Consider the following 23,823-nt stretch of genomic DNA (forward strand, 5'->3'; position numbering starts at 1 on the left):
CCGTAAGGAACCCGACCCCTTATGACTCGTGAACTCGACGACCTCTCCGACTCAGACCTGCTCCTCCGCGCGCGCGACGGCGATCTTGCCGCCTATGGCGTGCTCTGGAAGCGCCACTGGCCGTCGGCGTGCGCCATGGCGGCTGCCATCACCGGCAGATTCGAACCGGACGACCTCGCTTCCGAGGCCTTTGCGCGCATCCTGAAGGCCGTCGAGAAGGGCAACGGGCCGTCGGCGGGCTTCCGCTCCTACCTCGCGACGACGGTCCGCAACGTGGCGATCGACTGGTCGCGCCGCAAGAGTGCCACCAACATCGAGGACCCCGACGCGATCGAGGACTGGTCGTACAGCGAGGTCACGGCGCTCGACAAGATCGAACGGGAGACGATCGCCAAGGCGTTCTACGCGCTGCCGGACAGCTGGCAGGAAGTGCTCTGGTACACGCAGGTGGAGGGGATGGCGCCGCGCGACGTCGCGCCGTTGCTGGGGATCACTCCCAACGCCGTCTCCGCGATGACGGTCCGGGCACGCGAAGGTCTTCGCCAGGCCTGGATCAGCGCCCACCTCGCCGACCTCGGCCCCGGCGACGGGGCGCACGCCTGGACCGTCTGCCGACTCGGAGCGCACGCCCGCAACAAGCTCTCCAGAGTGGAACGACGGCGCGTGGTGGAGCACCTCGACACGTGCGAATCCTGTTCGAGGGCCGCGACCGAGGCGAGCAACATCAGCTCTCGGCTCGCGCTCAGCCTCCTTCCGCTCCTGCTGGGGGCGGCGGGCGCCACCGCGTACGCCGGCTGGGCGAACTCGACGACCAGCGCTGCTGCAGCGGATGCCCCCGTCCCACCGGGTTCGCCGAGGGCACGCGTTCAGGAACTCATCAGCACCGTCGGCTCCAGCTCCCATGCCGGCGCGACGGCCGTGGCCGCCAGCGTTCTCGTGGCCGCCGTCCTGACGACGGGCACGGTGCTGGGCGCCCTGCCCGATCAGGGCACGCGCGCGCCGGTCACCGATGCGGGGCCGCCCCCGTCGGGAGGGCGCTCGGCTCCCGACGGCTCGCACTCGGACGACGCGCCCGCCCCTCAGGCTCGGGAGCAGCCGGCGACACCGCCGACCCGGCCGACCGACCCGCCGGCGAAGAGGTCACGGCCCCCCTTCGCGCCCTCGCGCGACTCGGGCTCCGCGCTCCCGATCCCCCCGGCCGCGCGTCCGGGCGAACCCACAGCCACCCCGTCGACGCCGGTCACCGAGTCCGTTCCACGGCGCGAGGCGGCCGTCCGATCGGTGCCGGCCGGTGACACGTACGCCGGCTACCGGCTCGATGACGGCGACGCACGCAGCGCCGTGGATTTCATCCACGCGAGACCAGCCGAATACGACCGATCGTCCGGCCGGGCCGCGTGGTCCCTTCGCGACTGCACAGCTGACGTGCCCACCGACGTCTTCAGCGTCCAGATCTGGTTCAGGACGACAGCGGGCGGCGGCCGGCTGATCGGCTACAGCTCGGGCGCTCAGGGGCTGTCCACCTACTACGACCGCCACCTCTTCCTGACAGACGACGGGCGGCTCGTCTTCGGCGTGTTCCCGGGCGCCGTGCACACGGTCGCCTCCACGCGCGGCTACGCCGATGGAGACTGGCACCAGGCGACGGCGACGCTCTCCCTGCAGGGGATGTCGCTCTACGTCGACGGCGAGCGCGTCGCGCACGATGACGCGGTGGTGAGCGCGCAGGACTTCGACGGCTACTGGCGCGTCGGCTTCGACAACCTCGACAGCTGGGGCCCGGATACGCCGACGCAGCGCGAGTTCACGGGCGACCTCGCGTACGCGGCGGTCTACCGCGTGGCGCTGACCGCCGAGCAGATCAGAGCGCAATGGAACCTGGGCAAATGACGGATCGGCGTCACGTTCTCCCCTGAGCTGCGTCCATACAGGTGAGAGCCTCGGCCACCGAATCGGTCGACGGCGCACCCACCTCACCGGCAGATCCAGAGGACGAAATGAGGCCCACCCCTTACGGCCCCCGCGAGCGCGCGGCGCGGCTCATCAGCGTGATCACGGACGGATGGCGCGGAGAGGTGGTGACCCCTCTCATCCCGCGAGACCCGTCTTCGCCGCTGCGTTCCGCTCTCCTCAACGAGCGGTCCGAGCGGCTGACCGAACTGCGGGCCCTCGAATTCCGTGTCTACGACACCGTGCGCGTCGAGGAGGGCGGGTCGGCGGACGCCTACCGGATCATCGACCGCTTCAAGTCGACGGTCGAGGCGCTGCCCCTCCAGCTCTGACCTGGTGCGGTCGACGCGCCGCCCTAACCTACCCGTTGCCCAGCGTCACGTCCGTCGTCTGCGTGCTCCCGTCCCTCTCGTACGTGACCGTGACCTGGTCGCCGGGCTTGTGGGTCAGCTGGATGGCCGTCAGGTCGTCGATGCTTCCGACCGGTTTGCCGTCGACTTTCGTGATGATGTCGCCCGGCTCGATTCCGGCATCCGCTGCTGGACCGCCGGGTGTCACCGTCTGAACGTAGAGGCCCGTCTGCTCGCTGCCGTTCTGGCCCGACTGGATCGGCGCGATACCGATCCCGAACGTCGGGTACGTGACCTTGCCCGTGTCGATGATCTGCTGGGCGATCGGCATGGCGACCGCCTGGGGGATCGCGAACCCGATCCCGACACTGCCGCCTCCCGCAACGCCGGAGGCGCTGGGGACCGTCGCGATGGCCGAGTTCACACCGACCAGGCGGCCGTCGCAGTCGACCAGCGCGCCTCCCGAGTTTCCGGGGTTGATCGACGCGTCGGTCTGGATGGCGTTCGCGAGCACCGCATTCCGGTCGCCGTCCCCTTGCACCGGGACCGTTCGGCCGAGGGCGCTGACGACTCCGGTCGTCACCGTGCTGGAGAGCCCGAGCGGCGCACCCAGCGCCACCACCGGCTGCCCGACCTTCAGCGACGCCGAGTCGCCCTGCTGGATGACCGGCAGATCGGTCGCGTCGACTTTCACGACGGCCACATCCGCTCGCTCCGAACGGCCCACCAGCTTCGCGGGGTGCGTCGTGCCGTCGCTGTAGAGGACGGTGATCTCGGCGCCGTCCGCCGCAGGCGCGATGACGTGGTTGTTGGTGAGGATGTACCCGTCCGAGGTGATCACTTCACCGCTGCCTGTGCCACCCGATCCATCGCCCGCTACGACGCCGATGGTGACGATGGTGGGGAGCACGTCGCTCGCGACCTGCTCGGCGTTGCACACCGACGGGGAGGGGGCGCTCGCAACTCGCGAAGCGGTCAGCGCGCCCAGTGTGCCGGCCGACCGGATCGCAAGCCCGCCCAGCGTCCCGGCACCGATCAGGACCACTGCCGCGAGCACGGCCAGCAGCACGATCGCCCACACCGGAAAGCGTCCGGGCGTGCGCTGCGGGCGCCCATCTGGTGACGTCATGGTTCCCCCCTCTTCCCCTTTGCTCGCCATGGTGAGCGCCGGCACCCTCGTTGGCTAGACACTTTCGGGGCCCGAAAACATCTAGCCAAGTGGCCTTTCTGCCGCCAAGCTGATCCCAGGTGACCCTCGCTTCGCTGGGATGAGGTGGTCAGATGAACGACGAACCGGAGTCGGTGCCGGACCCCCGGCTTCTGGCGTGGGTCCGTGCGTTCAACGATCCCGAAGTGGAACGCGTCGACCTGATGGGGAGCGTCGTCTGCGTTCGGTTGCGTTCGGGCGTCGAGCTGGAGTGGCCCCTGGAAGCGGTGGAGGAGGGCATATAAGTCCCTAGTGCACCGACGCGGGCATCCGGTGCACGATGCGCGCAAGGAGGCAGCTGATGCTCAACGACAACGACTACCTGCACCCCCCTCACGCGCCGCGACTCCGCGAGCACGTGGGACTCGTCCGTTGGAGCCGCGATCCCGACGGCGACTGGGTGACGGAGACCGTCACCGGCCAGTTCGCCGGCGGCGACTCGCGCCGCTGGGTGGTGCGGCTCTACTCCGGAATCGAACTCGAGTACGACCTCGAGACCTGGGCGCCGTACCAGCCCCACCTCTGAACCCCCACCTCGACCGCCCCCGATCACTTCACAGGGCCGGGTAGCGTTGGCGCATGAGCCTGAGCGTCGAGAACCAGCCCGATCGATCCCGCTACGCCCTCCTCCAGGACGGCGAGCCGATCGGCGTCGCCGAGTACCACATGCAGGACGACGCGATCGTGTTCACCCACACCGAGGTCGATGAGGCCAAGCGGGAGAAGGGCATGGCCTCGACGCTCGTGCGCACGGCGCTCGACGACGTGCGCGCTCACTCCGACCTCCGGGTGGTCGCCTCCTGCCCCTACGTGCGGAGCTGGATCAGCGAGCGTCCCGACTACGCGGACCTGCTGACGCGGTAGAACGGCCGTCCTCGTTCGGCTCACGCCCTGGCACCCGCTGGCCGTGACCGGCGACACCGAGGTCGAGCGTGATCTTTCCGCCCTCCCAGCCGCCGTCGCCGCGGTCACCGGGCAGCGGCGCCGGAGCGGGCAGCAGCGACTGGCGGTCCATCTCCTGCTGCGCTTCGTGGCGGGCGGGCGCGAACACCTCGTCGAGTGATCCGCCGATGGCGCCGCTCATGGTCCCGGAGCCGCGGTTGGCCTTGTTGGAGAGATCGATCCAGCCGAGCTTCACAGCGACCGCGATGACGGCGACGAACGCCGCCACAATGCCCACGACCCACCAATTCACGCCCTCCAGGGTAGCGGAGGAGCTGTGGAGGACCTGTGGAGCGGCCCAGGAGCGCCCTCCGGTCAGAGTGCGAACTGGTGGTTGATCGCCTCGGCTGAATAGAGCGCATCCGTCACGATGCGCGCCATTCCGATCAGTCCGGCGTCCTCGCCGAGCTGGCCGAGCCGGATGTCGAGATTGCGGGTGGCCCGAGGGAGCGACCGCGGGTACAGGGTCTCGCGCAGGCCGCCCAGGAGCTCATTGGAGGCCAGGTCACCGCTGACGACGAGCACGCCCGGGTTGATCATGGACACCACCGTCGCCATCACCTCGCCGATCCTGCGGCCGGCCTCGTGCGTGAGAGCGAGCGCCTCGACGTTCCCGGCGCGCAGCAGACGGTGGACGTCGCGGCCGGAGGTCGCGGGGAAACCCCGCTCGGCGAGGGTCATGGCGACGGCACGGCCGCTCGCGACCGCCGCCAGGCAGCCGCGCGATCCGCACTGGCAGATCGCATCCTCACCGGCGAGCCGGATGTGACCGATGTCGCCCGCTCCGCCGTCGATGCCGTGGTACACCGAGCCGTTGATGACCAGCCCCGAGCCGATACCCGTCGAGACCTTCACCAGGCAGACCGAGTTGCTGTCGCCGAAGTTGGTCGATTGCTCGCCGAAAGCCATGGCGTCCGCGTCGTTCTCGACGAATGTCGGGACCGGGAGCGCCTCGCTCAGATGGTCGGCGATCGGATATCCGTCCCAGCCCGGCATGATCGGCGGCTGCGCCGGGCGCCGGGTCTTCGGTTCAACCGGACCGGGGACCGAGATCCCCGATCCGACCACGTTCCGGTCGTCGCCCGATGTCTCGATGAGCCCGCGGATGGATGCGGCGAGCGCATCCAGCACCGTCTTCGGCCCGTCGACGATCGCGACGTCCAGAGTGTCGGTGGCGAGGATGCGGCCGCTGAGGTCGGTGAGAGCCGTCCGGGAGTGAGCGGTATCGACCGCGGCGACGGCGAGCAGCGAGCGCGCCGAGTGGAAGGCCAAGCGGTCCGGGCGTCGTCCGCCCGTCGCTCCGCCGCCTCCCGCGACCTCGGTCACCAGCCCCGCATCCATGAGCGCGTCGACGCGCTGAGCGACCGTGACCCGCGAGAGACCGGTCACCTGCTGGATGTCACGCCGAGTGGTGGCCTCGGAGCGGCGGATCAACTGCAGCACATCTCCCGGACCCGAGCTCATCGGCCGCCTTTCCTCCGGGGGGACCCACGTTCGCCTCCCCATCGTACGAGGTCGGCCGGACTCGTCCGTCACCCCTTGTCCGCCCCGCTCGTGAGGCCCTCGGTGAGCGAGCGCTCGGCGAGTCCGTAGAGCACGATGATCGGAATGGTCAGCAGCACGGAGCCGGCCATCAGCACGGTCTTCGACACTTCGATGCCGTTCGAGAGCTGGGAGAGGCCGAGCGAGACCGTCCACAGGTCGCGGTCGGCCGCGAGGAACAGCAGCGCGAACAGGAACTCGTTCCAGGCGATCATGAAGACGTAGAGCCCGGTGGACACGATGGATGGCATCGCCAAGGGAACCGTGATCCGCCACAGGATACGGAACCGCCCGGCGCCGTCGACCATCGCCGCCTCTTCCACGCTCTCCGGGATGGAGCGGAGGTACGACCGGAGCATGTGGATCGACACGGGGATGGTCTGCGCGATGTAGACGATCACCAGCGACACCAGCGACTCCCGGATCCCGAGCGCGGAGAAGCCGACGAACAGGGGGATGGCGATGATGATCGTCGGGAAGAGATACACCGCGAGGAACAGCGAGCTGATCTGGCGGCGGCCGAAGAAGTTGAGCCGCGACACCGCATACGATCCGGGGATCGCGACGATCAGCGTGATGATGACCGCGGCGATGGCGACGAGTGCGGAGTTCAGCATGAACTGCGCGAAGCCCTGGCCGCCGTCCTCCTGCGGCTTCAGGACCTCGGCGTAGGTCTGCAGCGTGATGTTCTGCAGCGGCACCCACAGCCGGTCCGGGTGCAGCAGCACCTGCTCGATCGGGACGAAGCTCAGTTCGACCATGTAGTAGAAGGGGAACACGGTCGCGACGACGAGGACCGCGATGACGACCCAGCGCAATGCTCCGAAGGTGCGCTTCTGAACGACGATCCGGCTCATTCGTCGTCTCCCTTCCCGGCGAAGAACTTGACGTAGACGAACAGGAAGACGCCGAGGATGGCCGAGAGCACGAAGGCGTTGGCCGCCGCGCCACCGATGTCGAAACTTCCGATCAGGGTGTCGTAGACGCGGACCGCCGACACCTCGGTGCCGGCTGCGCCACCCGTCAGCAGGTACACGTCATCGAACTTGTTGAACGTCATGATCAGGCGCAGCACCGACAGCAGCGAGATGACCGGCAGCAGCTGCGGGAACACGATGTGCCGGAAGTTCTGCCAGGGGGTGACCCCGTCCACCAGGGCCGCCTCCTCGACGTCGCGCGGGAGGGCGACCAGACGCGCGGTGATGAAGAGGAAGGCGAACGGGAAGTACCGCCAGATCTCGAAGAAGATCACCGTGATCAGCGCGTACGGGGCTTTGCCGAGGAAGTCGATGGGATGCTCCCAGCCGAACCACTCCTTGCCGAGTGTGTTCACGATCCCGAACTGCGAGTTCAGCATGATCTGCCACACGAACGTGACCGCGACCACGGGCGCGACGTAGGGCAGCAGCATCAGAGACCGCACCACGCCTCGACCGCGGAACGGTGCGCGGAACGACAGCGCCGCGATCAGTCCGACGACGATGGATCCTGCCGTCGAGAAGACCGAATAGACGATCGTCGTCCACAGCGAAGACCAGAAGCCGGGATCGGTGAAGACCTCGACGAAGTTGTTGAGGGTGAACGAGTTGAGGAGCCCGTTCTCGGCGATGCTGGTGAAGTCGGTGTCCTGGAAGGCCAGAATGAGGTTCCAGATCACCGGCACGATCACGATTGCCAGGATGATGATGGTGGTCGGAAGGACCATGCCGAGGCCCGCGCGGTTGTCGCGGCCTGCCAGACCGGACCGGCGGCGGGGGCGGCCCCGCGTGGGGGCCGCCTTCGTCGGCGTAGGGGGTGGTGCCAGTTGCGTCATGGAGTCACTTCTTCAGCTTCGACTGCAGTTGCTCGACGGCGTCCGTCGCGGTGGTGGCCGCCTCGCTCGGGCTGGATCCGGAACCGAGGCTCGCAACCGCCTTGGAGATCGGCAGCTGCGTGTTGACGGGTCCGAGCAGCGCGCCCTGCCCCTGCGGGATGGCCCAGCGGTCGATTTCGGACGGCACCTTGAGCAGCGCGTCGATCGTGGCTGCGTCGTAGATGTCCGACAGCTTCTTCTTGGTGTCCACTCCGGCCTCGAGGTTCTTCCAGCCGTCGGTGTACGCGTTCGGGTCGGCCGAGGTGCCGGTGCGCAGCGGGAACTTGCCCTCCGGCGCCATCCCCAGCCACTTCAGGTAGCCGTCGGACAGCATGTACTCGATGAACTTCTCGGACGCGGAGGCGTTCGCCTTCTTCGTCACCAGCCAGGAGGTCGCTTCACCGTAGGTGGCGCCCTTCTTGCCGTCCGGTCCCTGGATCGACGTCACGATGCCGCTGTTCTTGGCGAGCCAGGTCGGGTCGGACGCGCACTGCGGGCAGGTCGGGAGTGCGTCGTTCTGCAGACCGCCGAGCTCGTCGAGGATGTACGTGGACCAGTCCACCATCGCCGCCTGTCCCGCGAAGTAGGTCGCGCGGGTGGTATCGACCGTCTGGGTGCCCTGCGGCGAGTACTTCTGGGCGAGCGACCCGTAGAGGTTCCAGGTGGTCTTGCACGCGCTCGAGTCGAGGCCGACCTTGCCGCTGCTGTCGACGAGCTGGCAGTCGTTGCCCAGCGCGAGCGACTCGAACGTCTGCGACGTGAAGACGTCGGCGGGATCGGTCGCGAGGGTGATGCCGTAGTCGCTGCCGGAGGTGAGCGTCTTCGCTGCCTTCTCGAGGTCGGCGTAGGTGGTCGGCGGCGTGAGGCCTGCCTTCTCGAACAGGTCCTTCCGGTAGACCAGGATCTGGGCGTAGGCCGAGTCCGGCACGGCGAGCTGACGGTCCCCGTCGCGGTCGAGTGCGAGGGCCGACTCCACGAAGGTCTTCTGCCCCAGGTTCTTGACCACGTTCGCCGCCGAGTCCGGGTTGAGGAGCTTCTGCGAGTCGAGCTGGCGCACCAGCGAGAGCGGGATGGCCCCCATCACGTCGGGCAGCTTGCCCGAGATCGCGGCGGAGGCGACCAGCTGGGGCACCTGGTTCTCGTCGACGGGGACGAGTTTGACCTGGATGCCGGTCTTCTTGGTGAAGCCGTCGATGATCGCCTTGGTCGCGTTGACGCGGTCCGGCTGGTTCTCTTCCGACCACACGGTGATGGTCTTGCCCTTGTCACCGGTGCTGCTGTTCGAGCTGCCCGAACAGCCGGCCAGCGTCGCCGCGCCAGCGGCCAACAGCGTCGCACCGGCGACGATCTTCGTGATGCGCGACGTCATCATCGCGTCTCCTCTCTGGGGGGTGGGTGTGTTTGGAGAGTAATCGAACTTATGCATAATGTCTATACACAAGAAGCACAATCACGATGCTAATGTAGTCGCCATCACGAAACCAAGGACGGTCGCATGAACAGCCTTCTCCGCTTCGCCGCCCCGCGTACCGTCGAGGTGATCGACGTTCCGCGGGCCGAGCTCGCCCCCGGCCAGGTACGGGTCCGAACGCTGTACTCCGGCATTTCCGCCGGCACCGAACTCACGGCGTATCGCGGGACGAATCCCTACCTGACCTCCCACTGGGACCCGGAACTGCGACTGTTCCGCGGCGGCGCGGAAAGCGGACAGCTCGCGTACCCCCTCGACGGCTGGGGCTACTCCGAAGTGGGCGAGGTCGTCGAGATCTCCGAGCCCGAGGGCGGGCTCCCCGCCGATGCTCCTCGCGTCGGAGACCGGGTATGGGGCATCTGGGGCCACCGCGCGGAGGGCATCCTGACCGTCGAGGCGCTCCGCGGTCACGTTCTTCCCGCGGGTCTCGACCCTCTGGCGGCGGCCTTCGTGCGCGTCGGTGCGATCGCGCTCAACGGCGTCCTCGCCGCGGACCTCGGTGTCGGATCCACGGTGGTCGTCTTCGGCCAGGGAGTGATCGGCCTCCTCGCCACGCGCCTGGCGTCGCTCAACGGCGCGACCGTGTTCGCCGTCGACGGCATCGCCTCCCGCCGTGACGCGGCGACGCGCTGGGGCGCCGCGCACGCCCTCGCCCCGGACGACTCCCTCGCGCTCACGCTCCGTGAACTCACGGGCGGCGCGGGCGCCGACGCCGCGATCGAGCTCAGCGGCAACTACCACGCCCTCCAGTCCGCCATGCGGGCAGTCGGCGCGGACGGAACGGTCGTGGCCTCCGGCTTCTACCAGGGTGAGGCGACTCCGCTTCACCTCGGCGAGGAGTTCCACCACAACCGCGTCCAGCTCCTCGCCTCGCAGATCGGCTCCGCGCCGAACCGCCTCCGCGCCCGCTGGGACGTCCCGCGCCTCCAGCGCACGGTGGTGGAGGCCCTCGCTGACGGCCGGCTCGACGCCGCCTCCCTGGTGACGCACCGCTACCGGATCGCGGATGCCGCCGAGGCCTACCGCCTGCTCGACACGGACCCGTCGGCCGCCCTCCAGGTGGTGCTGGAGTTCTGATGAACCAGCTGACGGTCCAGGAACAGCACCTGCCGGGCGATTCGCTCGAGCAGAAGTTCGAGGCGGCGCTCGCGTGGGGCTTCGACGGAATCGAGCTGCGCAGCCGCGGTGACTTCCACTTCGCAGAACGTCTGCCCGAACTGAAGCGCGCCGCCGCCGCGGGCGTGGTCATGCCGACCACGTGCGTCGAGATGTCGCACTTCATCGGCGCTTTCGATCGCGACCTCCGAGAGGACGCGATCGCGCAGCTCTCCTCGCAGCTCACCGTCATGGCCGAGATCGGAGGAGTCGGCGTGATGACGCCCGGCTCGTACGGGATGTTCTCGCGGCGCCTGCCTCCGTTCGAACCGCCGCGCACCCCCGCGGAGGATCACGACATCCTGATCGATGCGCTCGGCCGACTCGGCGAGCATGCCGAGCGGGAGGGCGTGGAGCTGTTCCTGGAGCCGCTCAACCGCTACGAGGACTACCTGGTGAACACCATGGCCGGGGCCGCCGCTCTCCTCCGCGAGGTCGGCTCCCCCGCGGTCCGGATCGTCGCCGACACCTATCACATGAACATCGAGGAGGCCGATCCGGCCGCCGCCCTGCTGGAGGTGGCGCCCTACATCGGCCACCTCCAGGCCAGCGATTCGAACCGGCTCGAACCGGGTGCCGGTCACGTCGACTGGGCGCTGTTCGGCGCGACCGTCCAGGCCATCGGCTACGAGCGGTCGATCGCCGTCGAGAGCCGGCTCTCGGGCCCCGCCGAGTCGGTGCTGCCGAAGGTGCCGCCGCTGCTCCGGCGGTACCTGTGAACGCCCTCGCTCCGGCTGCCGCGCGCGTCCTGCTGAGCAACTGGAGGCGCGGTTACACCGTGCCAGCCGGCGGGCTCTACCCGCACCAGTGGAGCTGGGACTCCGCATTCATCGCGATCGGCCTGCGTCACCTGTCGCCGCGCCGCGCGCAGCAGGAGCTGGACACCATCCTGAGCGCCCAGTGGAGCGACGGCCGGCTGCCGCAGATCGTCTTCCACTCCGGCCACGACGACGGCTACTCCCCCGGCGTGAGTTTCTGGCACAGCAGCCGCATCCCCGGATCGCCGCCCGTGGAGACGTCCGGGCTGGTCCAGCCGCCCAACCACGCTCTGGCCGCGCTCATGGTGCACGAGGCGGACCCCGCCGAATCGACCCGCCGCCGCTTCTTGCAGCGGGCGTACCCGCGCCTGGTCCGCTGGCACAAGTACCTGCGCGACCGCCGGGGTGGCGCCTCCGGGCTCGCCCGGGTCGTGCATCCCTGGGAGAGCGGCATGGACAACTCGCCCTATTGGGATGCGTGCCTGCACGGGATGACGCAGACCTACGCCGACGAGATCCCGCGCCCCGACCTCCTGCACGCCGACGCCGGGCACAGGCCGTCGAACGGCGAGTACGGCAAGTACCTCTACCTGGCGGCGCGTTACCGCGACCACGACTGCGACGACGCGGACGCGGAGTTCCCGTTCCAGTTCGAGGACCCGGCCTTCAACGCGCTGTGGGCGCGGTCGGAGCTGTCGCTCGCAGCGATCGCAGAGCTCGTGGGCGCCGATCCCGAACCGCACCAGGCCGAGGCGCGTCGCATCGGGCACCAGCTGGAACGCCTGTGGTCGCCCGAGCTGGGCTGCTACGTGGCTCGGGATGTGCGGAGCGGCGAACTCCAGCCCTACCGCACGGTGTCGGGGCTGGTTCCTCTCCTGCTCCCGGAGTCGCCCCACACGGCTGAACTGCTCGAACTCCTGCGCGGCCCCCACTTCCGGTTGGGCGAGGTCGCCATGGTGCCGAGCCACGACCTCACCGCACCCACGTTCGACTCGGCGCGGTACTGGCGCGGTCCCTCCTGGTTCAACACGGCGTGGCTGATCGCCGAGGCGCTCTACGAGCGCGGATTCACCGACGAGGCGGAGCTGCTGTCGCGCAACATGGACGACGGCGCGCTGAAGCACGACTTCCCCGAGTACCTCGACCCGTACTCGTCCGACCCGCGCGGGACACGGCGGTTCAGCTGGACTGCCGCGCTCGCTCTGGACCTGTCGCAGAAGATCGGAGCCCCGTGATGACCGCCATCCGTGCGACCGTGTGGAACGAGAACGTCCACGAGGTCATCGAGCCGCACATCATGCCCTTCTATCCGGACGGCATCCACGGGGCGGTGGCCTCGGCGTTGCGCGAGCACCTCGGCGCTGGGGTCGAGGTCCGCATCGCCACCCTCGACCAGCCGGAGCACGGACTCACCGAGGACGTCCTCGCGGCGACCGACGTGCTCTTCTGGTGGGGTCACCTCGCCCACGACCGCGTCGCGGACGAGGTCGTCGAACGCGTGCAGCGGCACGTGCTCGGCGGGATGGGCCTGGTCGTCCTCCACTCCGGTCACTTCTCGAAGATCTTCACGCGGCTCATGGGCACGACGTGCTCGCTCGCCTGGCGTGACGATGGCGATCGCGAGGCGGTGTGGACCACCGCACCCGGCCATCCACTCACCGCCGGTGTAGCCTCACCTCTCGTGATCGATGCGCACGAGACCTACGGCGAGCACTTCGATGTGCCCGAGCCCGAGCAGACCGTGTTCGTGAGCGCGTTCAGTGGCGGCGAGGCGTTCCGCTCGGGCCTCGTCTACCAGCGCGGCCGCGGCCGTGTCTTCTACTTCAGCCCGGGCGACCAGAAGTATCCCGTCTACCTCCACGCGGGAGTGCGACGCGTTCTGGCCAATGCCGCCGGGTGGGCGGCCGGCGACGGCGCGCACGTCATCCCGTCCGTCTCGCACCCCCTGCGCGGCGAGCTGATCGGGGCGCAGGCGGCGGCCTCCCGGGCATGAACTCCCGAATCGTCGTCGCGCCGGATTCCTTCAAAGGGTCCGCCGCTGCCGATGCGGTCGCCCGCGCGATCGCCGAGGGCTGGCAGCACGTCCGTCCGGCTGACGAGATCGTCCTGCGGCCGATGGCGGACGGCGGCGAGGGCACAGTGGATGCGTTCCTCGCGGCTGTGCCCGGTGCCCGCGAGCGACGTGTCGTCGTCGACGGCCCCGATGGACGCCCGGTCAGCGCTCGCTGGGCACTGCTGCCCGCATCGGCGGATGCACCGGGCGGAACGGCCGTGGTGGAGGTCGCGCAGACCAGCGGGCTCGGGCTGCTCGCTGCGAAGCTCCCGCTTGCCGCGCACACCCGCGGCCTCGGGCAGGCCATCGGTGCCGTCCTCGACGAGGGCGTGTCTCGCGTACTGGTCGGTCTCGGCGGCAGCGCGACCACCGATGGCGGGGCCGGCGCACTCGTCGCCCTCGGCGCACGCTTCACGAGCCGGGCGGGGGTGGATGTCGCGGACGGCAATGCGGGGCTGGCGGCGATCCAGGCGGTCGACCTGAGCGGCCTCCGCCCGCTGCCCGAGGGAGGCGTCGTCCTGCTCACCGATGTGCGAAGCCCCCTCCTGGGCGAGCGCGGAGCGGCCCGCGTCTTCGGGCCTCAGAAAGGGGCGTCGCCAGAGGACGTCGAGCTCATGGACCGCAATCTGGCTCACTTCGTCGACCTGCTGTCCGAGCATGCTCCGGAAGCACACCGCCTGAGTTCGCGACCGGGCGCGGGGGCGGCAGGGGGGACGGGGTTCGGCCTCACCCTGTGGGGCGCGACCATCACGGCCGGCGCGGATGAGGTGGCCGCTCAGCTCGGGCTTCCCGAGTCGGTGGCGCATGCCGACCTGGTGATCACCGGCGAAGGGCGCTACGACGAGCAGACCGGCGAGGGGAAAGTGGCCGCGCACGTCGCCGAGGTCGCGCGCGACGCGGGCGTGCCGGTCGCACTCGTCGCGGGACTGGTGACGATCGAACCCGCCGGCTTCACCGACCGCGCCGAGCTGACATCACTCGCCGGCTCGGCCGAGGCCTCTGTTGCCGACACCCCACGGTGGGCGCGCCGGGCCGGTGAGGTCCTGGCCACCCGCTGGCGCGGAAACCCGGGCGATACCCCGGGTCACGGCACCCGGTAGAGCCACTCGTCCGTGTCGAACTTCTCGGCCACCAGCTTCTCGGCCGCCGCATACTCGGCGTCCGTGAGATCGCCCTCGGTGGCACCGTAGAGGCTGGTGAAGGTGAGCTTCATCTGGTCGATGATCTCGGCGCGACTCAGGCCGGTCTGGCTGCGCAGCGGGTCGACGCGCTTGGCCGCGCTCGTGATGCCCTTGTCGCTGATCTTCTCGCGCCCGATGCGGAGGACCTCCGTCATCTTCTGGCCGTCCATGTCGTAGCTCATGGTCACGTGGTGCAGCACGGCCCCGGAGCCGAGACGCTTCTGCGCGGCGCCGCCGATCTTGCCGGAGGGACTCGTGATGTCGTTGAGCGGCTGGTACGACGCATCGATGCCCAGCGACTTGAGGGCGATGATCGCCCACTCGTCGAGGAAGGCGTAGCTGTCGGCGAAGCTCATCCCCTGCACCAGGTCGGCGGGAGCGTAGATCGAGTAGGTGACGACGGATCCGGCCTCCATGAACATGGCTCCGCCGCCGGTGATGCGCCGGACCACCTGGATGCCGTACTTCGCGGCGTTCTCGGGATCCACCTCGTTCTTGACCGACTGGAAGCTGCCGATGACGACCGCGGGCTGCTCCCACTCCCAGATGCGGAGCGTCGGGCCGCGGCGACCCTCGCCGACCTCGTTCGTGAGCACCTCATCCAGAGCCAGGTGCATTTGGGGCGAGACCGCCTTAGCGTGCACGATCTGCCAGTCGTAATCGCGCCAGCTGGTGGCCTTCGCCAGAGCCCGGCGAACCGTCACGGCCACCGCCTCGGGCGAGAACCCGAGCAGGCTGGCACCCTGCGGAAGGGCGTCCTTGACGGCTGCGGCGATGGTCTTGGCATCCGCCTCGGCGGGCAGCCCGTTCACGGCCGCGTTGATGGCCTCCAGAGCCGTGTCGGGCTCCAGGAAGAAGTCGCCGGCGAGCTGGAAGTCCGAGATCGCGCCGTCGACCACCTCCAGATCGACCACGACGAGCTTGCCACCGGGGACCTTGTACTCACCATGCATGGCTTCAGCCTAGGACCGCTGAGCGGCGGCCCGTCAGCACGTCAGGTGCGGGCCGGAAAGTGCTCGACGAGCCACGAGGTCAGGTCGGCGAACACTTCCGCGCGGTTCGTCTCGTTGAAGACCTCGTGCCGGGCGCCGTCGTAGACGATCGTCGTCACGTCCGTGAGCCCCGACCTCGCCCGGAAGGCCGCCTCCAGCCGTCCCGCGCTGACCGGACCGCCGAGCGGGTCGTCGGAGCCGACCTGGATCAGAACCGGCAGGTCGTGCGGAAGGCTCCGTGCCGGCCGGCCGAGCAGGCGAGCGGCGTCCCGGATCCCGAAGAGCTTCTGCAGCGGCGTGAGCGTGGTCAGCGGGTCATCCACGAAGGCGCGGGCGACTGCGGGGTCGCGGCTGAGCCATTCCGCGCCGGTGGTGCCGAGCCGGACGAATCTCTTGTTCAGATCACCGCCGTTCATGGACCCGAGCATCCGGTATGCCGTGCCCGACAGCACCATCGCGTCGTACTCGTCGCTGTGCCGGTTGAGCAGGAGCTGACCGATGAGGGAGCCCCAGCTGTGGCCGACGAAGACCAGTGGCAGGTCCGGGTTCTCGCTCCGGATCACGTCGCTGAAGGCGTGAACGTCGCGCACCGCCGCGCGGAGTCCGCCGGGCCCGAGCCGTCCGAGCCTGCCGGAATCCCCCTCCCACTGCTCGAGACCTGTGCGCCCGTGGCCGAGATGGTCGTCGGCGTAGACGAGGAAGCCCGCGGCGGCGAGATGCTCGCCGAGCGCGCGGTACCGTCCCGCATGCTCGCCGACGCCGTGAGCCAGCTGGATCGCGGCTGCCGGTCTTGCGTCGGCCTCCGGCGGGGCGTACACATCGAAGTGGATTCGGATGCCGGCCTCGTCGTCGAACGTCCGGCCCTGTTGGCTCTGCACCGGCTCATTCTCGCGTACGCCGGCAGCGAAGGGGGTTTGGTTAGCCAGTCTAATTTGTTAGGCTAACTATGTATGAAGAAGCGACTGTCGACTCACGACCTCAGCGGCGCCCTCCGCGTCGCGGTGGCCCGGCTGTCGCGGCGCCTGCGCGCCGAGAAGGAGGACGACGAGCTGAGCGACTCGCAGACCGCAACGCTCGGCTATCTGGTGCGCGAGGGTTCCGCCACCATCGGCCGCCTCAGCGAGTTCGAGCGCGTCAAGCCGCCGTCGATGAACCGCACGGTCAACCGCCTCGAGGAGGCCGGCTACGTCGAGCGCACCTCGGATGCGGGCGACGGCCGCAAGGTCGTCGTCGTCCCCACCGATCGCGGCACCGAGCTGGTCGCCGAGACCCGCAGGCGACGGGACGCCTGGCTCCACCAGCGGCTCGACGCGCTGACTCCCGAAGAGCGTTCCACCCTCGCCGAAGCCGCCAGGATCATGCGGCAGCTCGCCGACTCGTGAGTGCCATGTTCCGCTCCCTCGCGGGGGTCAACTACCGCATCTGGGCGGGCGGCGCGATCGTCTCGAACGTCGGCACGTGGATGCAGCGCACGGCCCAGGACTGGATCGTCCTGACCCAGCTCACCCACAACAACGCGTCCGCCGTCGGACTGGTGATGGCGCTGCAGTTCGCGCCGCAGCTGCTGCTGCTCCCGGTGACAGGCTGGGCGGCCGACCACCTCGACCGGCGCAAGCTGCTGATGGCCACGCAGGCCGGAATGGGCGCTCTCGGCCTCGGGTTGGGCCTCCTCACGGTCACGGGTGCGGTTCAGCTCTGGCAGGTCTACCTGTTCGCGGCACTGCTCGGCGTCGTCGCAGCATTCGACGCGCCCGCTCGTCAGACGTTCGTCTCCGAACTCGTCGCCAGCCCCAACCTCTCCAACGCCGTGGCGCTCAACTCCGCGTCCTTCAACGTCGCGCGGCTCATCGGGCCGGCGGTCGCCGGGCTGCTGGTGGCAGTGGTCGGCGCGGGCTGGGTGTTCCTCATCAATGCAGCGACGTTCGGAGCGGTCCTGCTCTCACTCGCCCTGCTCCGGCGCGAGCAGCTGTACCGGGCGGAGCGGGCCAAGCGGACGCGCGGCGGTCTCGTCGACGGTTTCCGCTACGTGCGCACGCGCCCCGACATCATCGTCATCCTGGTCATGGTGTTCCTGATCGGCACCTTCGGCCTCAACTTCCCGATCTTCATCTCGACCATGTCGGTGAGCGTCTTCCATCAGGGCGCGGGCGAGTACGGCCTCCTATCGTCCATCATGGCGATCGGGTCGGTCGTCGGCGCGCTGCTGTCGGCCCGCCGCGACCGCCCACGGGTCTCGCTGCTGTTCGCGGGAGCCGCATTCTTCGGCTTCGGGTGCGCCCTGGCCGCCGTCATGCCCACCTACTGGCTCTTCGCGATCGCGCTGATCGTCATCGGCATCTCGTCGCAGACGCTGATGACGACGGCTAACGGCACCGTCCAGATGACGACCGACCCGATGCTGCGCGGACGCGTCATGGCCATCTACATGGCGATCTTCATGGGCGGAACCCCGATCGGCGCGCCCGTCGTCGGCTGGGTCGCCGACACGTTCGGCCCGCGCTGGGCGCTGGGCGTGGGTGCCGCGTCCGGCTTCGCGGCCGCACTGGTCGGCGTCTTCTACCTCGTGAAGTACCGCGGCCTCCGGGTGCGGTTCGCGGGGATGCGTCCCCGCGTCGTGCTCGCGCCGCGCGAGCTGGCGCGCGAAGAACTCGAAGAGGCCGAAGCCACCGCCGCCCGCGCCTCCTGAGGGTGCGATACGGTGCGGGGATGTTCCCCGTTATCGAGCCGTACGCGCACGGCAGGGTGGAGAGTCCCGACGGCGACAGCATCTACTGGGAGACCAGCGGCAACCCCGACGGCATGCCCGTCGTCTGGCTGCACGGCGGCCCCGGCTCCGGCCTCGGCAGCGGCAACTACCGCAAGCGCTATGACCCCCAGGCGTTCCGGCTGGTCGGAATCGACCAACGCGGCTGCGGCCGCAGCACTCCGCTGATCGTCGATGCTCTGGATCGCCTCCCCGCGAACACGACGGAGGCCCTCATCGCCGATATCGAGCTGGTGCGCGAGGAGCTGAGCATCGAGCGCTGGCTCGTCACCGGCGGATCGTGGGGATCGACGCTCGCTCTCGCCTACGCTCTGGCTCATCCGGAGAGGGTCGAGGGCATCGTGCTCGGCGCGGTGACGACGACCGGCCGGGACGAGGTCGACTGGATCACGGAGACGATGGGCCGCATCTTCCCGGAGGCGTGGGAGTCACTCGAGAACGCGTCGCACCGGCGCCCCGGCGAGCGCGTGGTGGAGGCGTACGCGCGCATCCTGGCGACCGGGACGCCCGCCGAGCGGATCGCCGCGGCCGACGCCTGGGACGCGTGGGAGGCGACCCACGTCTCCCTCGACCCCAACCACGTCCCGGGACCGCTCCACGAGGATCCGGTGCAGCGCCAGGTCTTCGCCACCCTCGTCACGCACTACTGGTCGAACGACGCTTTCCTGCCCGGTGACCGCGCCATCCTCAACCGGGTGGGCGAGCTGGCGCACATCCCCGCAGTGCTCATCCACGGGCGCCACGACGTCAGCGGTCCGGTGATCACCCCGTGGCTGCTGCACCGCGAGTGGCCGGCCAGCCGGCTGGTCGTGGTCGAAGGCGAAGGGCACGGCGGCCCCGAGTCGTCGGAGCGCATGGCGGAGGCGATCAGCTCCTTCGCCCCGCGGCGGGAGGGCACCGCGTGACCGGCGCTCCCGCGGACCTGACCGCGCTGGCGCGGCGGGCACTGGCCCTCGCGCCATCGGGTGGCCGCGCGATCGTGGGCGTGGCCGGGAGCCCCGGGTCGGGCAAGACGACGCTCGCGCGAGCGGTCGCCGCGCGCGTGGACGAGCTTGCCGGCGCCGGCACCGCGGTCCACCTGCCCATGGACGGCTTCCATCTCGCCAACGCGACCTTGGATGCGCTCGGCCGGCACGACCGCAAGGGCGCGATCGACACCTTCGACGGCTGGGGCTTCGTCGCCCTCCTGAAGCGGGTGCTCGCCGAGACCGGACATGTCGTCTACGCTCCCGCGTTCGAGCGGACCGTGGACGAGCCCGTCGCGGGGTCCATACCGATCCCGCCGGAGGCACGGCTGATCGTCACGGAGGGCAACTACCTGCTCATCGACCAGGACCCGTGGTCGCGCATCCCGGCCCTCCTCGCGGAGAGCTGGTTCGTCGCGACACCGGAGGACGTCCGGATGCGGCGGCTGGTCGACCGCCACACGCGCCATGGACGCAGCCCCGCGGCCGCCACAGCCTGGGCGCGCGACGTCGACGGCGCCAATGCGGTGCTGATCGAGGCGTCACGCCCGCGGGCGACGCTCGTGGTGGACGGCACCGCCGACCTCCCAGGCAGCACCGGTTAACCTGGAGCAATGACCTCCCCGACCCCTGCCTTCGACCGTGTGACCGTGTTCGGTGCGGACTGGTGCCGCGACTGCATCCGCTCCAAGTCGCTCCTCGACCGCCTCGGCGCCGACTACGAGTACATCGACCTGGTCGCCCGCCCGGAAGAGGCCGACGTCGCCCACGCGATCAGCGGCCGGACCAACATCCCCGTCGTCGTCTTCCCCGACGGCCGCCACCTCGTGGAGCCGACCGACCCCGAGCTCGAGGCCGCCCTCCGCGCCTGACGCGCCCGCTGGCCTGGCCCTGGCCGCGAGTTGCGACAAGACGTCGAAACTCGCCCCGCATTCGCGCAACGACTCACCACTCGATGGGTCATTGACCGCCCCAGCCGCACAATGCGATCCGAATCACCTGTTGGACAACTGACTCCACCGCGCGTTGAGTGGTCGGTATGGAGTACACACACCTGGGCCGGTCCGGCCTGAAGGTCTCGCGCCTCGTCCTCGGCACGATGAACTTCGGCCCGCAGACCGCCGAAGACGATTCACACAGGATCATGGACGCCGCGCACGACGCCGGCATCAACTATTTCGACACCGCCAACGCCTACGGCCAGCACCTGGGCAAGGGCGCCACAGAGACCATCATCGGCAACTGGTTCGCGCAGGGCGACGGACGCCGCGAGCGCACGGTCCTCGCCACGAAGCTCTACGGCGACATGGGCGACTGGCCGAACGAGGGCCGGCTCTCCGCCCTCAACATCCGCAGGGCACTGGATGCGAGCCTCCGCCGCCTGCAGACCGACTACATCGACATCTACCAGTTCCACCACATCGACCGGGACACGCCCTGGGACGAGATCTGGCAGGGCATCGAGACGGCGATCGCGCAGGGCAAGATCCTGTACGCCGGTTCCAGCAACTTCGCCGGCTGGCACATCGCGACCGCGCAGGCCGAGGCGCGCAAGCGCAACCTGCTCGGCCTGGTAAGCGAGCAGTCGATCTACAACCTCCTCACCCGCCAGGTGGAACTGGAGGTCCTCCCCGCCGCGCAGGCGAACGGCGTCGGCGTGATCGCCTGGTCGCCACTGCAGGGCGGCCTGCTCGGCGGGGTCGTGCGCAAGCAGAACGAAGGCAAGCGTCGTCTCGAGGGGCGCGCAGCCGAGACGCTCGAAAAGCACCGCGACGCCATCGAGGCGTACGAGGACTTCGCCGCAGAGCTCGGCCACGAGCCCGGCGACCTCGCACTCGCGTGGCTCCTCACCCGCCCCGGCGTGACCGGTCCGATCATCGGCCCGCGAACCCAGGAACAGCTCGACGGCGGACTGCGCGCGCTCGATATCCACCTCGACGATGCGGCCCTGGCCCGACTCGACGAGATCTTCCCGGGCCACCGGACGGCGCCCGAGGACTACGCCTGGTGATCCCGGGCACGAACCGAACGGAAGGACAGCAGTGAAGACTCGCACCATCGGAGACGTTCAGGTCTCGGCCATCGGCCTCGGCGGCATGCCCATGTCGATCGAGGGCCGCCCCGACCGGGACCGCTCCATCAAGACCGTCCACGCGGCGCTCGACGAGGGCATCACCTTCATCGACACGGCGGACGCCTACCATCTGCACGCCGACGAGGTCGGCCACAACGAGGAGCTCATCGCCGAAGCGCTCCGCACGTGGAGCGGCGACGCCTCCACGGTCCTCGTCGCCACCAAGGGTGGGCACCTGCGCCCGGGCGACGGCTCGTGGACGCAGAACGGGCGTCCGGAGTACATCAAGCAGGCAGCCAAGGAGTCGCTGCGGCGGCTCGGTGGCGACGCGATCGGGCTGTACCAGTTCCACCGGCCCGACCCCGAGGTCCCGTACGCCGACTCGGTCGGGGCCGTGCGCGACCTGCTCGACGAGGGCGTCATCCGGATGGCGGGCATCTCGAACGCCGACCCGCAGCAGATCAGGGAGGCGCAGGAGATCCTCGGAGGCCGGCTCGTGTCGGTGCAGAACCAGTTCTCTCCCGCCTTCCGATCCAGTGAGCCCGAACTGCGCCTCGCCGACGAGCTGGGCATCGCCTTCCTGCCGTGGAGCCCGCTCGGCGGGATCACGTCGGCCGGCGACCTCGGCAGCCGATTCGCGCCGTTCAAGGACGTCGCGGACTCGCGCGGCATCAGCCCGCAGGTCGTCGCGCTCGCCTGGCACCTCGCGCAGAGCCCGCACGTCATCCCGATTCCGGGATCGTCGCGGCCGGAGACCATCCGTGACTCGGTCACCGCAGTGGATGTGGAACTCACCCCCGACGAGCTCGCGGCGCTGAACGCGGCCTGACCCCCGACCCTGACTGCGGCGTCCCGGAACGTCTGCGCGTGCGCGAGCACCGCAGAGGTGACGGGACGTCGCAGTCGCGCGTCCCGGCCGGGATCGCCGGTCAGGCCGGTTCGAGCTGCGCGAGGAACGCGCTGGCAGCCGGACTGGGTTGATCCGCGACCGCGACCGCGACCGTCCACGCCGGAGCGCCCCGCAGGCCGACCGCCCGCAGGGCCTCCGGGCGTTTCCGTGCGAAGCTCGCGGGGACGACCGCGACACCCAGGTTGTACCCGACCAGGTCGAGCAGCGGGTGCACGTCGTTGACCTCCATCGCAGCGCGGTAGTCGAACCCGGCCCCGGCGAACGCCCGCCGGGTGAGCGCCTGCGCGCCCCAGCCCTCCTGGAACCCGACCAGAGGTTCGCCCCTGAGGAGGTCCAGCGGGATGCTCTGCTCGGCCGCGAAGCGATGCTCCGGCGAGCAGAGCACCAGCATGTCCTGCGTGCTCAGCGGGCGCAGATGCACGCCGGCCGGCACATGGCCGGTGTCGACGACCAGGGCGACATCCGCCCGGCCGCCGGCCACATCGTCCACCAGCTCCTCCGAACCCGAGTAGCGCAGTCGCACCTCGACCCCCGGGTTCGCCGTCCGGAACGCGGCGAGTTCGGCGGGCAGGTCGACCGAGCCCAGGCAGGGCTCCGCTCCGATCGTCAGCCGACCGCGGACGAGCCCGCGGACCGCGGCGACCGCATCCTTCGCCGCCGCAGCGCTGGCGAGCGTGCGCACCGAGTCGGCGAGGAGCGCCTGACCCGCGGCGGTGAGCTCCACTCGGCGCGTGCTGCGGACGAAGAGCGACGTGCCCAGCTCCTCTTCCAGCGAGCGGATGGATGCGGAGAGTCCCGACTGCGAGATCCGCAGGATCTCGGCCGCGCGCGTGAAGTGACGCTCCTCGGCGACGGCCACGAAGTGCTGGAGTTGGCGGAGTTCCATTCAGTGATCGTACTGCTGGGTGGTGCGCGCGTCACAAGCGCAGTCGATAGGCGAGCTCAGGCGACGGAGGCCTCGGACGCCGCATCCGCTCCCGGCAGCGCGTCGAATCGGAACGTCCGGCGGAACCGCGTCAGCAGCTCGTCGCGGCCGGCCAGCACCTGCACCGCGACCATTCCGCCGCCGAGCAGACCGCCGAGGTCGTCGCGATCGACACGCAGCTCCAGCACATCGGCCGGGACTGCGAGGTCGAGGCGGCGGTGCGGTTGTGGCAGGGCCGAGGGCCCCACATCCATCACATCCAGCATCCGGCCGTCGACCAGGGCGCTCACCGAGGTCTCCCCCGCATGCAGCAGGTACTCGGTCTCCGGCAGCGCCAGCGCTTCGCGGTCGCGGAAGGCCGCATGCAGCGTCACCGCCAGCGCATCGGCCGTCAGCACAGTGTCCGCAGCCGCCTCGTCGGGAGTCGCCCAGCCCCAGCGCTCCAGCGCGAGCACCACCGGCTCGAGCCCCCGGCCGAGCGGCGTCAGCTCGTAACCACCGCGGACCGTGGGTACGCGACGCACCACCCCAGCCTCCTGCAACTCCTTCAACCGGTCGCTGAGGATGTTGGTCGGGATGCGCGGCAGCCCGGCCTTGAGGTCGCTGTAGCGGCGCGCGCCGGCGAGCAGGTCGCGGACGATGAGCAGAGCCCACCGCTCCCCGACCCGCTCGATCGCGCGCGCCACACCGCCCGACTGGCCGAAGCCGCGTGGGGATCGAGCCGCCATGCGG

27 protein-coding genes are annotated in these 23,823 nt (G+C 69.7%); 17 read left to right on the plus strand and 10 right to left on the minus strand.

Translation table 11 applies throughout. The annotated features are described in order from the left end of the window. Positions 1-21: 21 nt before the first annotated feature. Positions 22-1,890 carry a sigma-70 family RNA polymerase sigma factor gene (locus P3F85_RS15175; RefSeq protein ID WP_374008680.1) on the plus strand — a complete coding sequence of 623 codons (1,869 nt, stop codon included), beginning with the start codon at positions 22-24 and terminating at the stop codon, positions 1,888-1,890. Between the two features lie 107 nt (positions 1,891-1,997). Then, entirely contained in the window at positions 1,998-2,282 is a 285-nt protein-coding gene (locus P3F85_RS15180) for a hypothetical protein (protein WP_374008681.1), read from the plus strand. A 28-nt stretch (positions 2,283-2,310) separates the two neighbouring features. Here P3F85_RS15180 and P3F85_RS15185 read toward each other — a convergent pair whose 3' ends face one another. Continuing rightward, a complete protein-coding gene (locus P3F85_RS15185; protein WP_374008682.1) occupies positions 2,311-3,429 on the minus strand; it encodes a S1C family serine protease in 1,119 nt (372 codons plus the stop codon). A 152-nt stretch (positions 3,430-3,581) separates the two neighbouring features. On the opposite strand from P3F85_RS15185, the gene P3F85_RS15190 reads away from it, so the two are divergent. The 3 genes from P3F85_RS15190 to P3F85_RS15200 are packed head-to-tail and all read left to right on the plus strand — an operon-like array spanning position 3,582 to position 4,371. Continuing rightward, entirely contained in the window at positions 3,582-3,752 is a 171-nt protein-coding gene (locus P3F85_RS15190) for a hypothetical protein (protein ID WP_374008683.1), read from the plus strand. Between the two features lie 56 nt (positions 3,753-3,808). After that, a complete protein-coding gene (locus tag P3F85_RS15195; protein WP_374008684.1) occupies positions 3,809-4,033 on the plus strand; it encodes a hypothetical protein in 225 nt (74 codons plus the stop codon). Between the two features lie 53 nt (positions 4,034-4,086). Next, complete coding sequence (locus tag P3F85_RS15200) at positions 4,087-4,371, plus strand: GNAT family N-acetyltransferase (protein WP_374008685.1); 285 nt, start codon at positions 4,087-4,089, stop codon at positions 4,369-4,371. Here the strand turns inward: P3F85_RS15200 and P3F85_RS15205 are convergent. The 5 genes from P3F85_RS15205 to P3F85_RS15225 all read right to left on the minus strand — a co-directional run bounded on the left by P3F85_RS15205 (position 4,331) and on the right by P3F85_RS15225 (position 9,212). Beyond that, a complete protein-coding gene (locus P3F85_RS15205) occupies positions 4,331-4,702 on the minus strand; it encodes a hypothetical protein (protein ID WP_374008686.1) in 372 nt (123 codons plus the stop codon). The genes P3F85_RS15200 and P3F85_RS15205 overlap by 41 nt on opposite strands. A gap of 62 nt (positions 4,703-4,764) precedes the next feature. Continuing rightward, a complete protein-coding gene (locus P3F85_RS15210; protein WP_374008687.1) occupies positions 4,765-5,913 on the minus strand; it encodes an ROK family transcriptional regulator in 1,149 nt (382 codons plus the stop codon). Positions 5,914-5,981: 68 nt separating this feature from the next. Next, positions 5,982-6,848: a carbohydrate ABC transporter permease gene (locus tag P3F85_RS15215; RefSeq protein ID WP_374008688.1), complete on the minus strand. Its 867-nt coding sequence runs from the start codon at positions 6,846-6,848 to the stop codon at positions 5,982-5,984. Then, positions 6,845-7,804 carry a carbohydrate ABC transporter permease gene (locus P3F85_RS15220; RefSeq protein WP_374008689.1) on the minus strand — a complete coding sequence of 320 codons (960 nt, stop codon included), beginning with the start codon at positions 7,802-7,804 and terminating at the stop codon, positions 6,845-6,847. The genes P3F85_RS15215 and P3F85_RS15220 overlap by 4 nt, the downstream gene beginning before the upstream one ends. A gap of 4 nt (positions 7,805-7,808) precedes the next feature. Next, entirely contained in the window at positions 7,809-9,212 is a 1,404-nt protein-coding gene (locus P3F85_RS15225; protein WP_374008690.1) for an ABC transporter substrate-binding protein, read from the minus strand. A 126-nt stretch (positions 9,213-9,338) separates the two neighbouring features. Here P3F85_RS15225 and P3F85_RS15230 point away from each other — a divergent pair, with 126 nt between their 5' ends. From P3F85_RS15230 to P3F85_RS15250, 5 genes are read left to right on the plus strand one after another with little or no spacing between them, the layout of a single operon-like run. Then, positions 9,339-10,391, plus strand: a complete 1,053-nt coding sequence (locus P3F85_RS15230; protein ID WP_374008691.1) for a zinc-binding alcohol dehydrogenase — start codon at positions 9,339-9,341, stop codon at positions 10,389-10,391. Continuing rightward, positions 10,391-11,188 carry a sugar phosphate isomerase/epimerase family protein gene (locus P3F85_RS15235; RefSeq protein ID WP_374008692.1) on the plus strand — a complete coding sequence of 266 codons (798 nt, stop codon included), beginning with the start codon at positions 10,391-10,393 and terminating at the stop codon, positions 11,186-11,188. Before P3F85_RS15230 ends, P3F85_RS15235 begins: the two co-directional genes overlap by 1 nt. After that, positions 11,185-12,462 carry a hypothetical protein gene (locus P3F85_RS15240; RefSeq protein WP_374008693.1) on the plus strand — a complete coding sequence of 426 codons (1,278 nt, stop codon included), beginning with the start codon at positions 11,185-11,187 and terminating at the stop codon, positions 12,460-12,462. The genes P3F85_RS15235 and P3F85_RS15240 overlap by 4 nt, the downstream gene beginning before the upstream one ends. Continuing rightward, positions 12,462-13,220: a ThuA domain-containing protein gene (locus P3F85_RS15245; protein ID WP_374008694.1), complete on the plus strand. Its 759-nt coding sequence runs from the start codon at positions 12,462-12,464 to the stop codon at positions 13,218-13,220. The genes P3F85_RS15240 and P3F85_RS15245 overlap by 1 nt, the downstream gene beginning before the upstream one ends. After that, entirely contained in the window at positions 13,217-14,380 is a 1,164-nt protein-coding gene (locus tag P3F85_RS15250; RefSeq protein WP_374008695.1) for a glycerate kinase, read from the plus strand. Before P3F85_RS15245 ends, P3F85_RS15250 begins: the two co-directional genes overlap by 4 nt. On the opposite strand, the gene P3F85_RS15255 is transcribed toward P3F85_RS15250, so the two are convergent. Together P3F85_RS15255 and P3F85_RS15260 are read right to left on the minus strand one after the other, a co-directional pair. Beyond that, on the minus strand, positions 14,365-15,414 hold the full coding sequence (locus P3F85_RS15255) for a biotin/lipoate A/B protein ligase family protein (RefSeq protein WP_374008696.1): 1,050 nt from the start codon (positions 15,412-15,414) through the stop codon (positions 14,365-14,367). The two genes, P3F85_RS15250 and P3F85_RS15255, sit on opposite strands and share 16 nt — an antisense overlap. Before the next feature lie 41 nt (positions 15,415-15,455). After that, on the minus strand, positions 15,456-16,331 hold the full coding sequence (locus tag P3F85_RS15260) for an alpha/beta fold hydrolase (protein ID WP_374008697.1): 876 nt from the start codon (positions 16,329-16,331) through the stop codon (positions 15,456-15,458). 72 nt (positions 16,332-16,403) lie between these two features. On the opposite strand from P3F85_RS15260, the gene P3F85_RS15265 reads away from it, so the two are divergent. From P3F85_RS15265 to P3F85_RS15295, 7 genes are all read left to right on the plus strand, one after another. Then, positions 16,404-16,835, plus strand: coding sequence for a MarR family winged helix-turn-helix transcriptional regulator (locus P3F85_RS15265; RefSeq protein WP_374008698.1), 432 nt, complete (start codon positions 16,404-16,406; stop codon positions 16,833-16,835). Between the two features lie 5 nt (positions 16,836-16,840). Beyond that, on the plus strand, positions 16,841-18,139 hold the full coding sequence (locus P3F85_RS15270; protein WP_374008699.1) for an MFS transporter: 1,299 nt from the start codon (positions 16,841-16,843) through the stop codon (positions 18,137-18,139). Positions 18,140-18,159: 20 nt separating this feature from the next. Next, positions 18,160-19,122 carry a prolyl aminopeptidase gene (gene pip, locus P3F85_RS15275; RefSeq protein WP_374008700.1) on the plus strand — a complete coding sequence of 321 codons (963 nt, stop codon included), beginning with the start codon at positions 18,160-18,162 and terminating at the stop codon, positions 19,120-19,122. Continuing rightward, on the plus strand, positions 19,119-19,787 hold the full coding sequence (locus P3F85_RS15280) for a nucleoside/nucleotide kinase family protein (RefSeq protein WP_374008701.1): 669 nt from the start codon (positions 19,119-19,121) through the stop codon (positions 19,785-19,787). The genes pip and P3F85_RS15280 overlap by 4 nt, the downstream gene beginning before the upstream one ends. 9 nt (positions 19,788-19,796) lie before the next feature. Further along, the gene (locus tag P3F85_RS15285; RefSeq protein WP_374008702.1) at positions 19,797-20,054 is read left to right on the plus strand and encodes a glutaredoxin family protein; all 258 of its coding nucleotides are present in this window, start codon (positions 19,797-19,799) and stop codon (positions 20,052-20,054) included. A gap of 167 nt (positions 20,055-20,221) precedes the next feature. Further along, positions 20,222-21,193, plus strand: a complete 972-nt coding sequence (locus tag P3F85_RS15290) for an aldo/keto reductase (RefSeq protein WP_374008703.1) — start codon at positions 20,222-20,224, stop codon at positions 21,191-21,193. Positions 21,194-21,224: 31 nt separating this feature from the next. Further along, the gene (locus tag P3F85_RS15295; protein ID WP_374008704.1) at positions 21,225-22,085 is read left to right on the plus strand and encodes an aldo/keto reductase; all 861 of its coding nucleotides are present in this window, start codon (positions 21,225-21,227) and stop codon (positions 22,083-22,085) included. A gap of 100 nt (positions 22,086-22,185) precedes the next feature. Here P3F85_RS15295 and P3F85_RS15300 read toward each other — a convergent pair whose 3' ends face one another. Both P3F85_RS15300 and P3F85_RS15305 read right to left on the minus strand, forming a co-directional pair. Continuing rightward, positions 22,186-23,052, minus strand: a complete 867-nt coding sequence (locus P3F85_RS15300) for a LysR family transcriptional regulator (RefSeq protein WP_374008705.1) — start codon at positions 23,050-23,052, stop codon at positions 22,186-22,188. A 56-nt stretch (positions 23,053-23,108) separates the two neighbouring features. After that, positions 23,109-23,819, minus strand: coding sequence for a winged helix-turn-helix transcriptional regulator (locus tag P3F85_RS15305; protein WP_374008706.1), 711 nt, complete (start codon positions 23,817-23,819; stop codon positions 23,109-23,111). Positions 23,820-23,823: the final 4 nt, after the last annotated feature.

Origin of the sequence: Leifsonia sp. T36S-04 (genome assembly GCF_042465655.1) — a bacterium.
Lineage (GTDB): Bacteria > Actinomycetota > Actinomycetes > Actinomycetales > Microbacteriaceae > Leifsonia.

Bases quoted from the DNA above. Each gene is read 5' to 3' on its own strand.
- P3F85_RS15230 (WP_374008691.1), top strand. From the start codon at position 9,339: ATGAACAGCCTTCTCCGCTTCGCCGCCCCGCGTACCGTCGAGGTGATC.
- P3F85_RS15190 (WP_374008683.1), top strand. From the start codon at position 3,582: ATGAACGACGAACCGGAGTCGGTGCCGGACCCCCGGCTTCTGGCGTGG.
- P3F85_RS15175 (WP_374008680.1), top strand. From the start codon at position 22: ATGACTCGTGAACTCGACGACCTCTCCGACTCAGACCTGCTCCTCCGC.
- P3F85_RS15285 (WP_374008702.1), top strand. From the start codon at position 19,797: ATGACCTCCCCGACCCCTGCCTTCGACCGTGTGACCGTGTTCGGTGCG.
- P3F85_RS15265 (WP_374008698.1), top strand. From the start codon at position 16,404: ATGAAGAAGCGACTGTCGACTCACGACCTCAGCGGCGCCCTCCGCGTC.
- P3F85_RS15255 (WP_374008696.1), bottom strand. From the start codon at position 15,414: ATGCATGGTGAGTACAAGGTCCCCGGTGGCAAGCTCGTCGTGGTCGAT.
- P3F85_RS15245 (WP_374008694.1), top strand. From the start codon at position 12,462: ATGACCGCCATCCGTGCGACCGTGTGGAACGAGAACGTCCACGAGGTC.
- P3F85_RS15185 (WP_374008682.1), bottom strand. From the start codon at position 3,429: ATGACGTCACCAGATGGGCGCCCGCAGCGCACGCCCGGACGCTTTCCG.
- P3F85_RS15200 (WP_374008685.1), top strand. From the start codon at position 4,087: ATGAGCCTGAGCGTCGAGAACCAGCCCGATCGATCCCGCTACGCCCTC.
- P3F85_RS15210 (WP_374008687.1), bottom strand. From the start codon at position 5,913: ATGAGCTCGGGTCCGGGAGATGTGCTGCAGTTGATCCGCCGCTCCGAG.
- P3F85_RS15220 (WP_374008689.1), bottom strand. From the start codon at position 7,804: ATGACGCAACTGGCACCACCCCCTACGCCGACGAAGGCGGCCCCCACG.
- P3F85_RS15290 (WP_374008703.1), top strand. From the start codon at position 20,222: ATGGAGTACACACACCTGGGCCGGTCCGGCCTGAAGGTCTCGCGCCTC.
- P3F85_RS15305 (WP_374008706.1), bottom strand. From the start codon at position 23,819: ATGGCGGCTCGATCCCCACGCGGCTTCGGCCAGTCGGGCGGTGTGGCG.
- P3F85_RS15215 (WP_374008688.1), bottom strand. From the start codon at position 6,848: ATGAGCCGGATCGTCGTTCAGAAGCGCACCTTCGGAGCATTGCGCTGG.
- P3F85_RS15250 (WP_374008695.1), top strand. From the start codon at position 13,217: ATGAACTCCCGAATCGTCGTCGCGCCGGATTCCTTCAAAGGGTCCGCC.
- P3F85_RS15235 (WP_374008692.1), top strand. From the start codon at position 10,391: ATGAACCAGCTGACGGTCCAGGAACAGCACCTGCCGGGCGATTCGCTC.
- P3F85_RS15270 (WP_374008699.1), top strand. From the start codon at position 16,841: ATGTTCCGCTCCCTCGCGGGGGTCAACTACCGCATCTGGGCGGGCGGC.
- pip (WP_374008700.1), top strand. From the start codon at position 18,160: ATGTTCCCCGTTATCGAGCCGTACGCGCACGGCAGGGTGGAGAGTCCC.
- P3F85_RS15300 (WP_374008705.1), bottom strand. From the start codon at position 23,052: ATGGAACTCCGCCAACTCCAGCACTTCGTGGCCGTCGCCGAGGAGCGT.
- P3F85_RS15180 (WP_374008681.1), top strand. From the start codon at position 1,998: ATGAGGCCCACCCCTTACGGCCCCCGCGAGCGCGCGGCGCGGCTCATC.
- P3F85_RS15225 (WP_374008690.1), bottom strand. From the start codon at position 9,212: ATGACGTCGCGCATCACGAAGATCGTCGCCGGTGCGACGCTGTTGGCC.
- P3F85_RS15195 (WP_374008684.1), top strand. From the start codon at position 3,809: ATGCTCAACGACAACGACTACCTGCACCCCCCTCACGCGCCGCGACTC.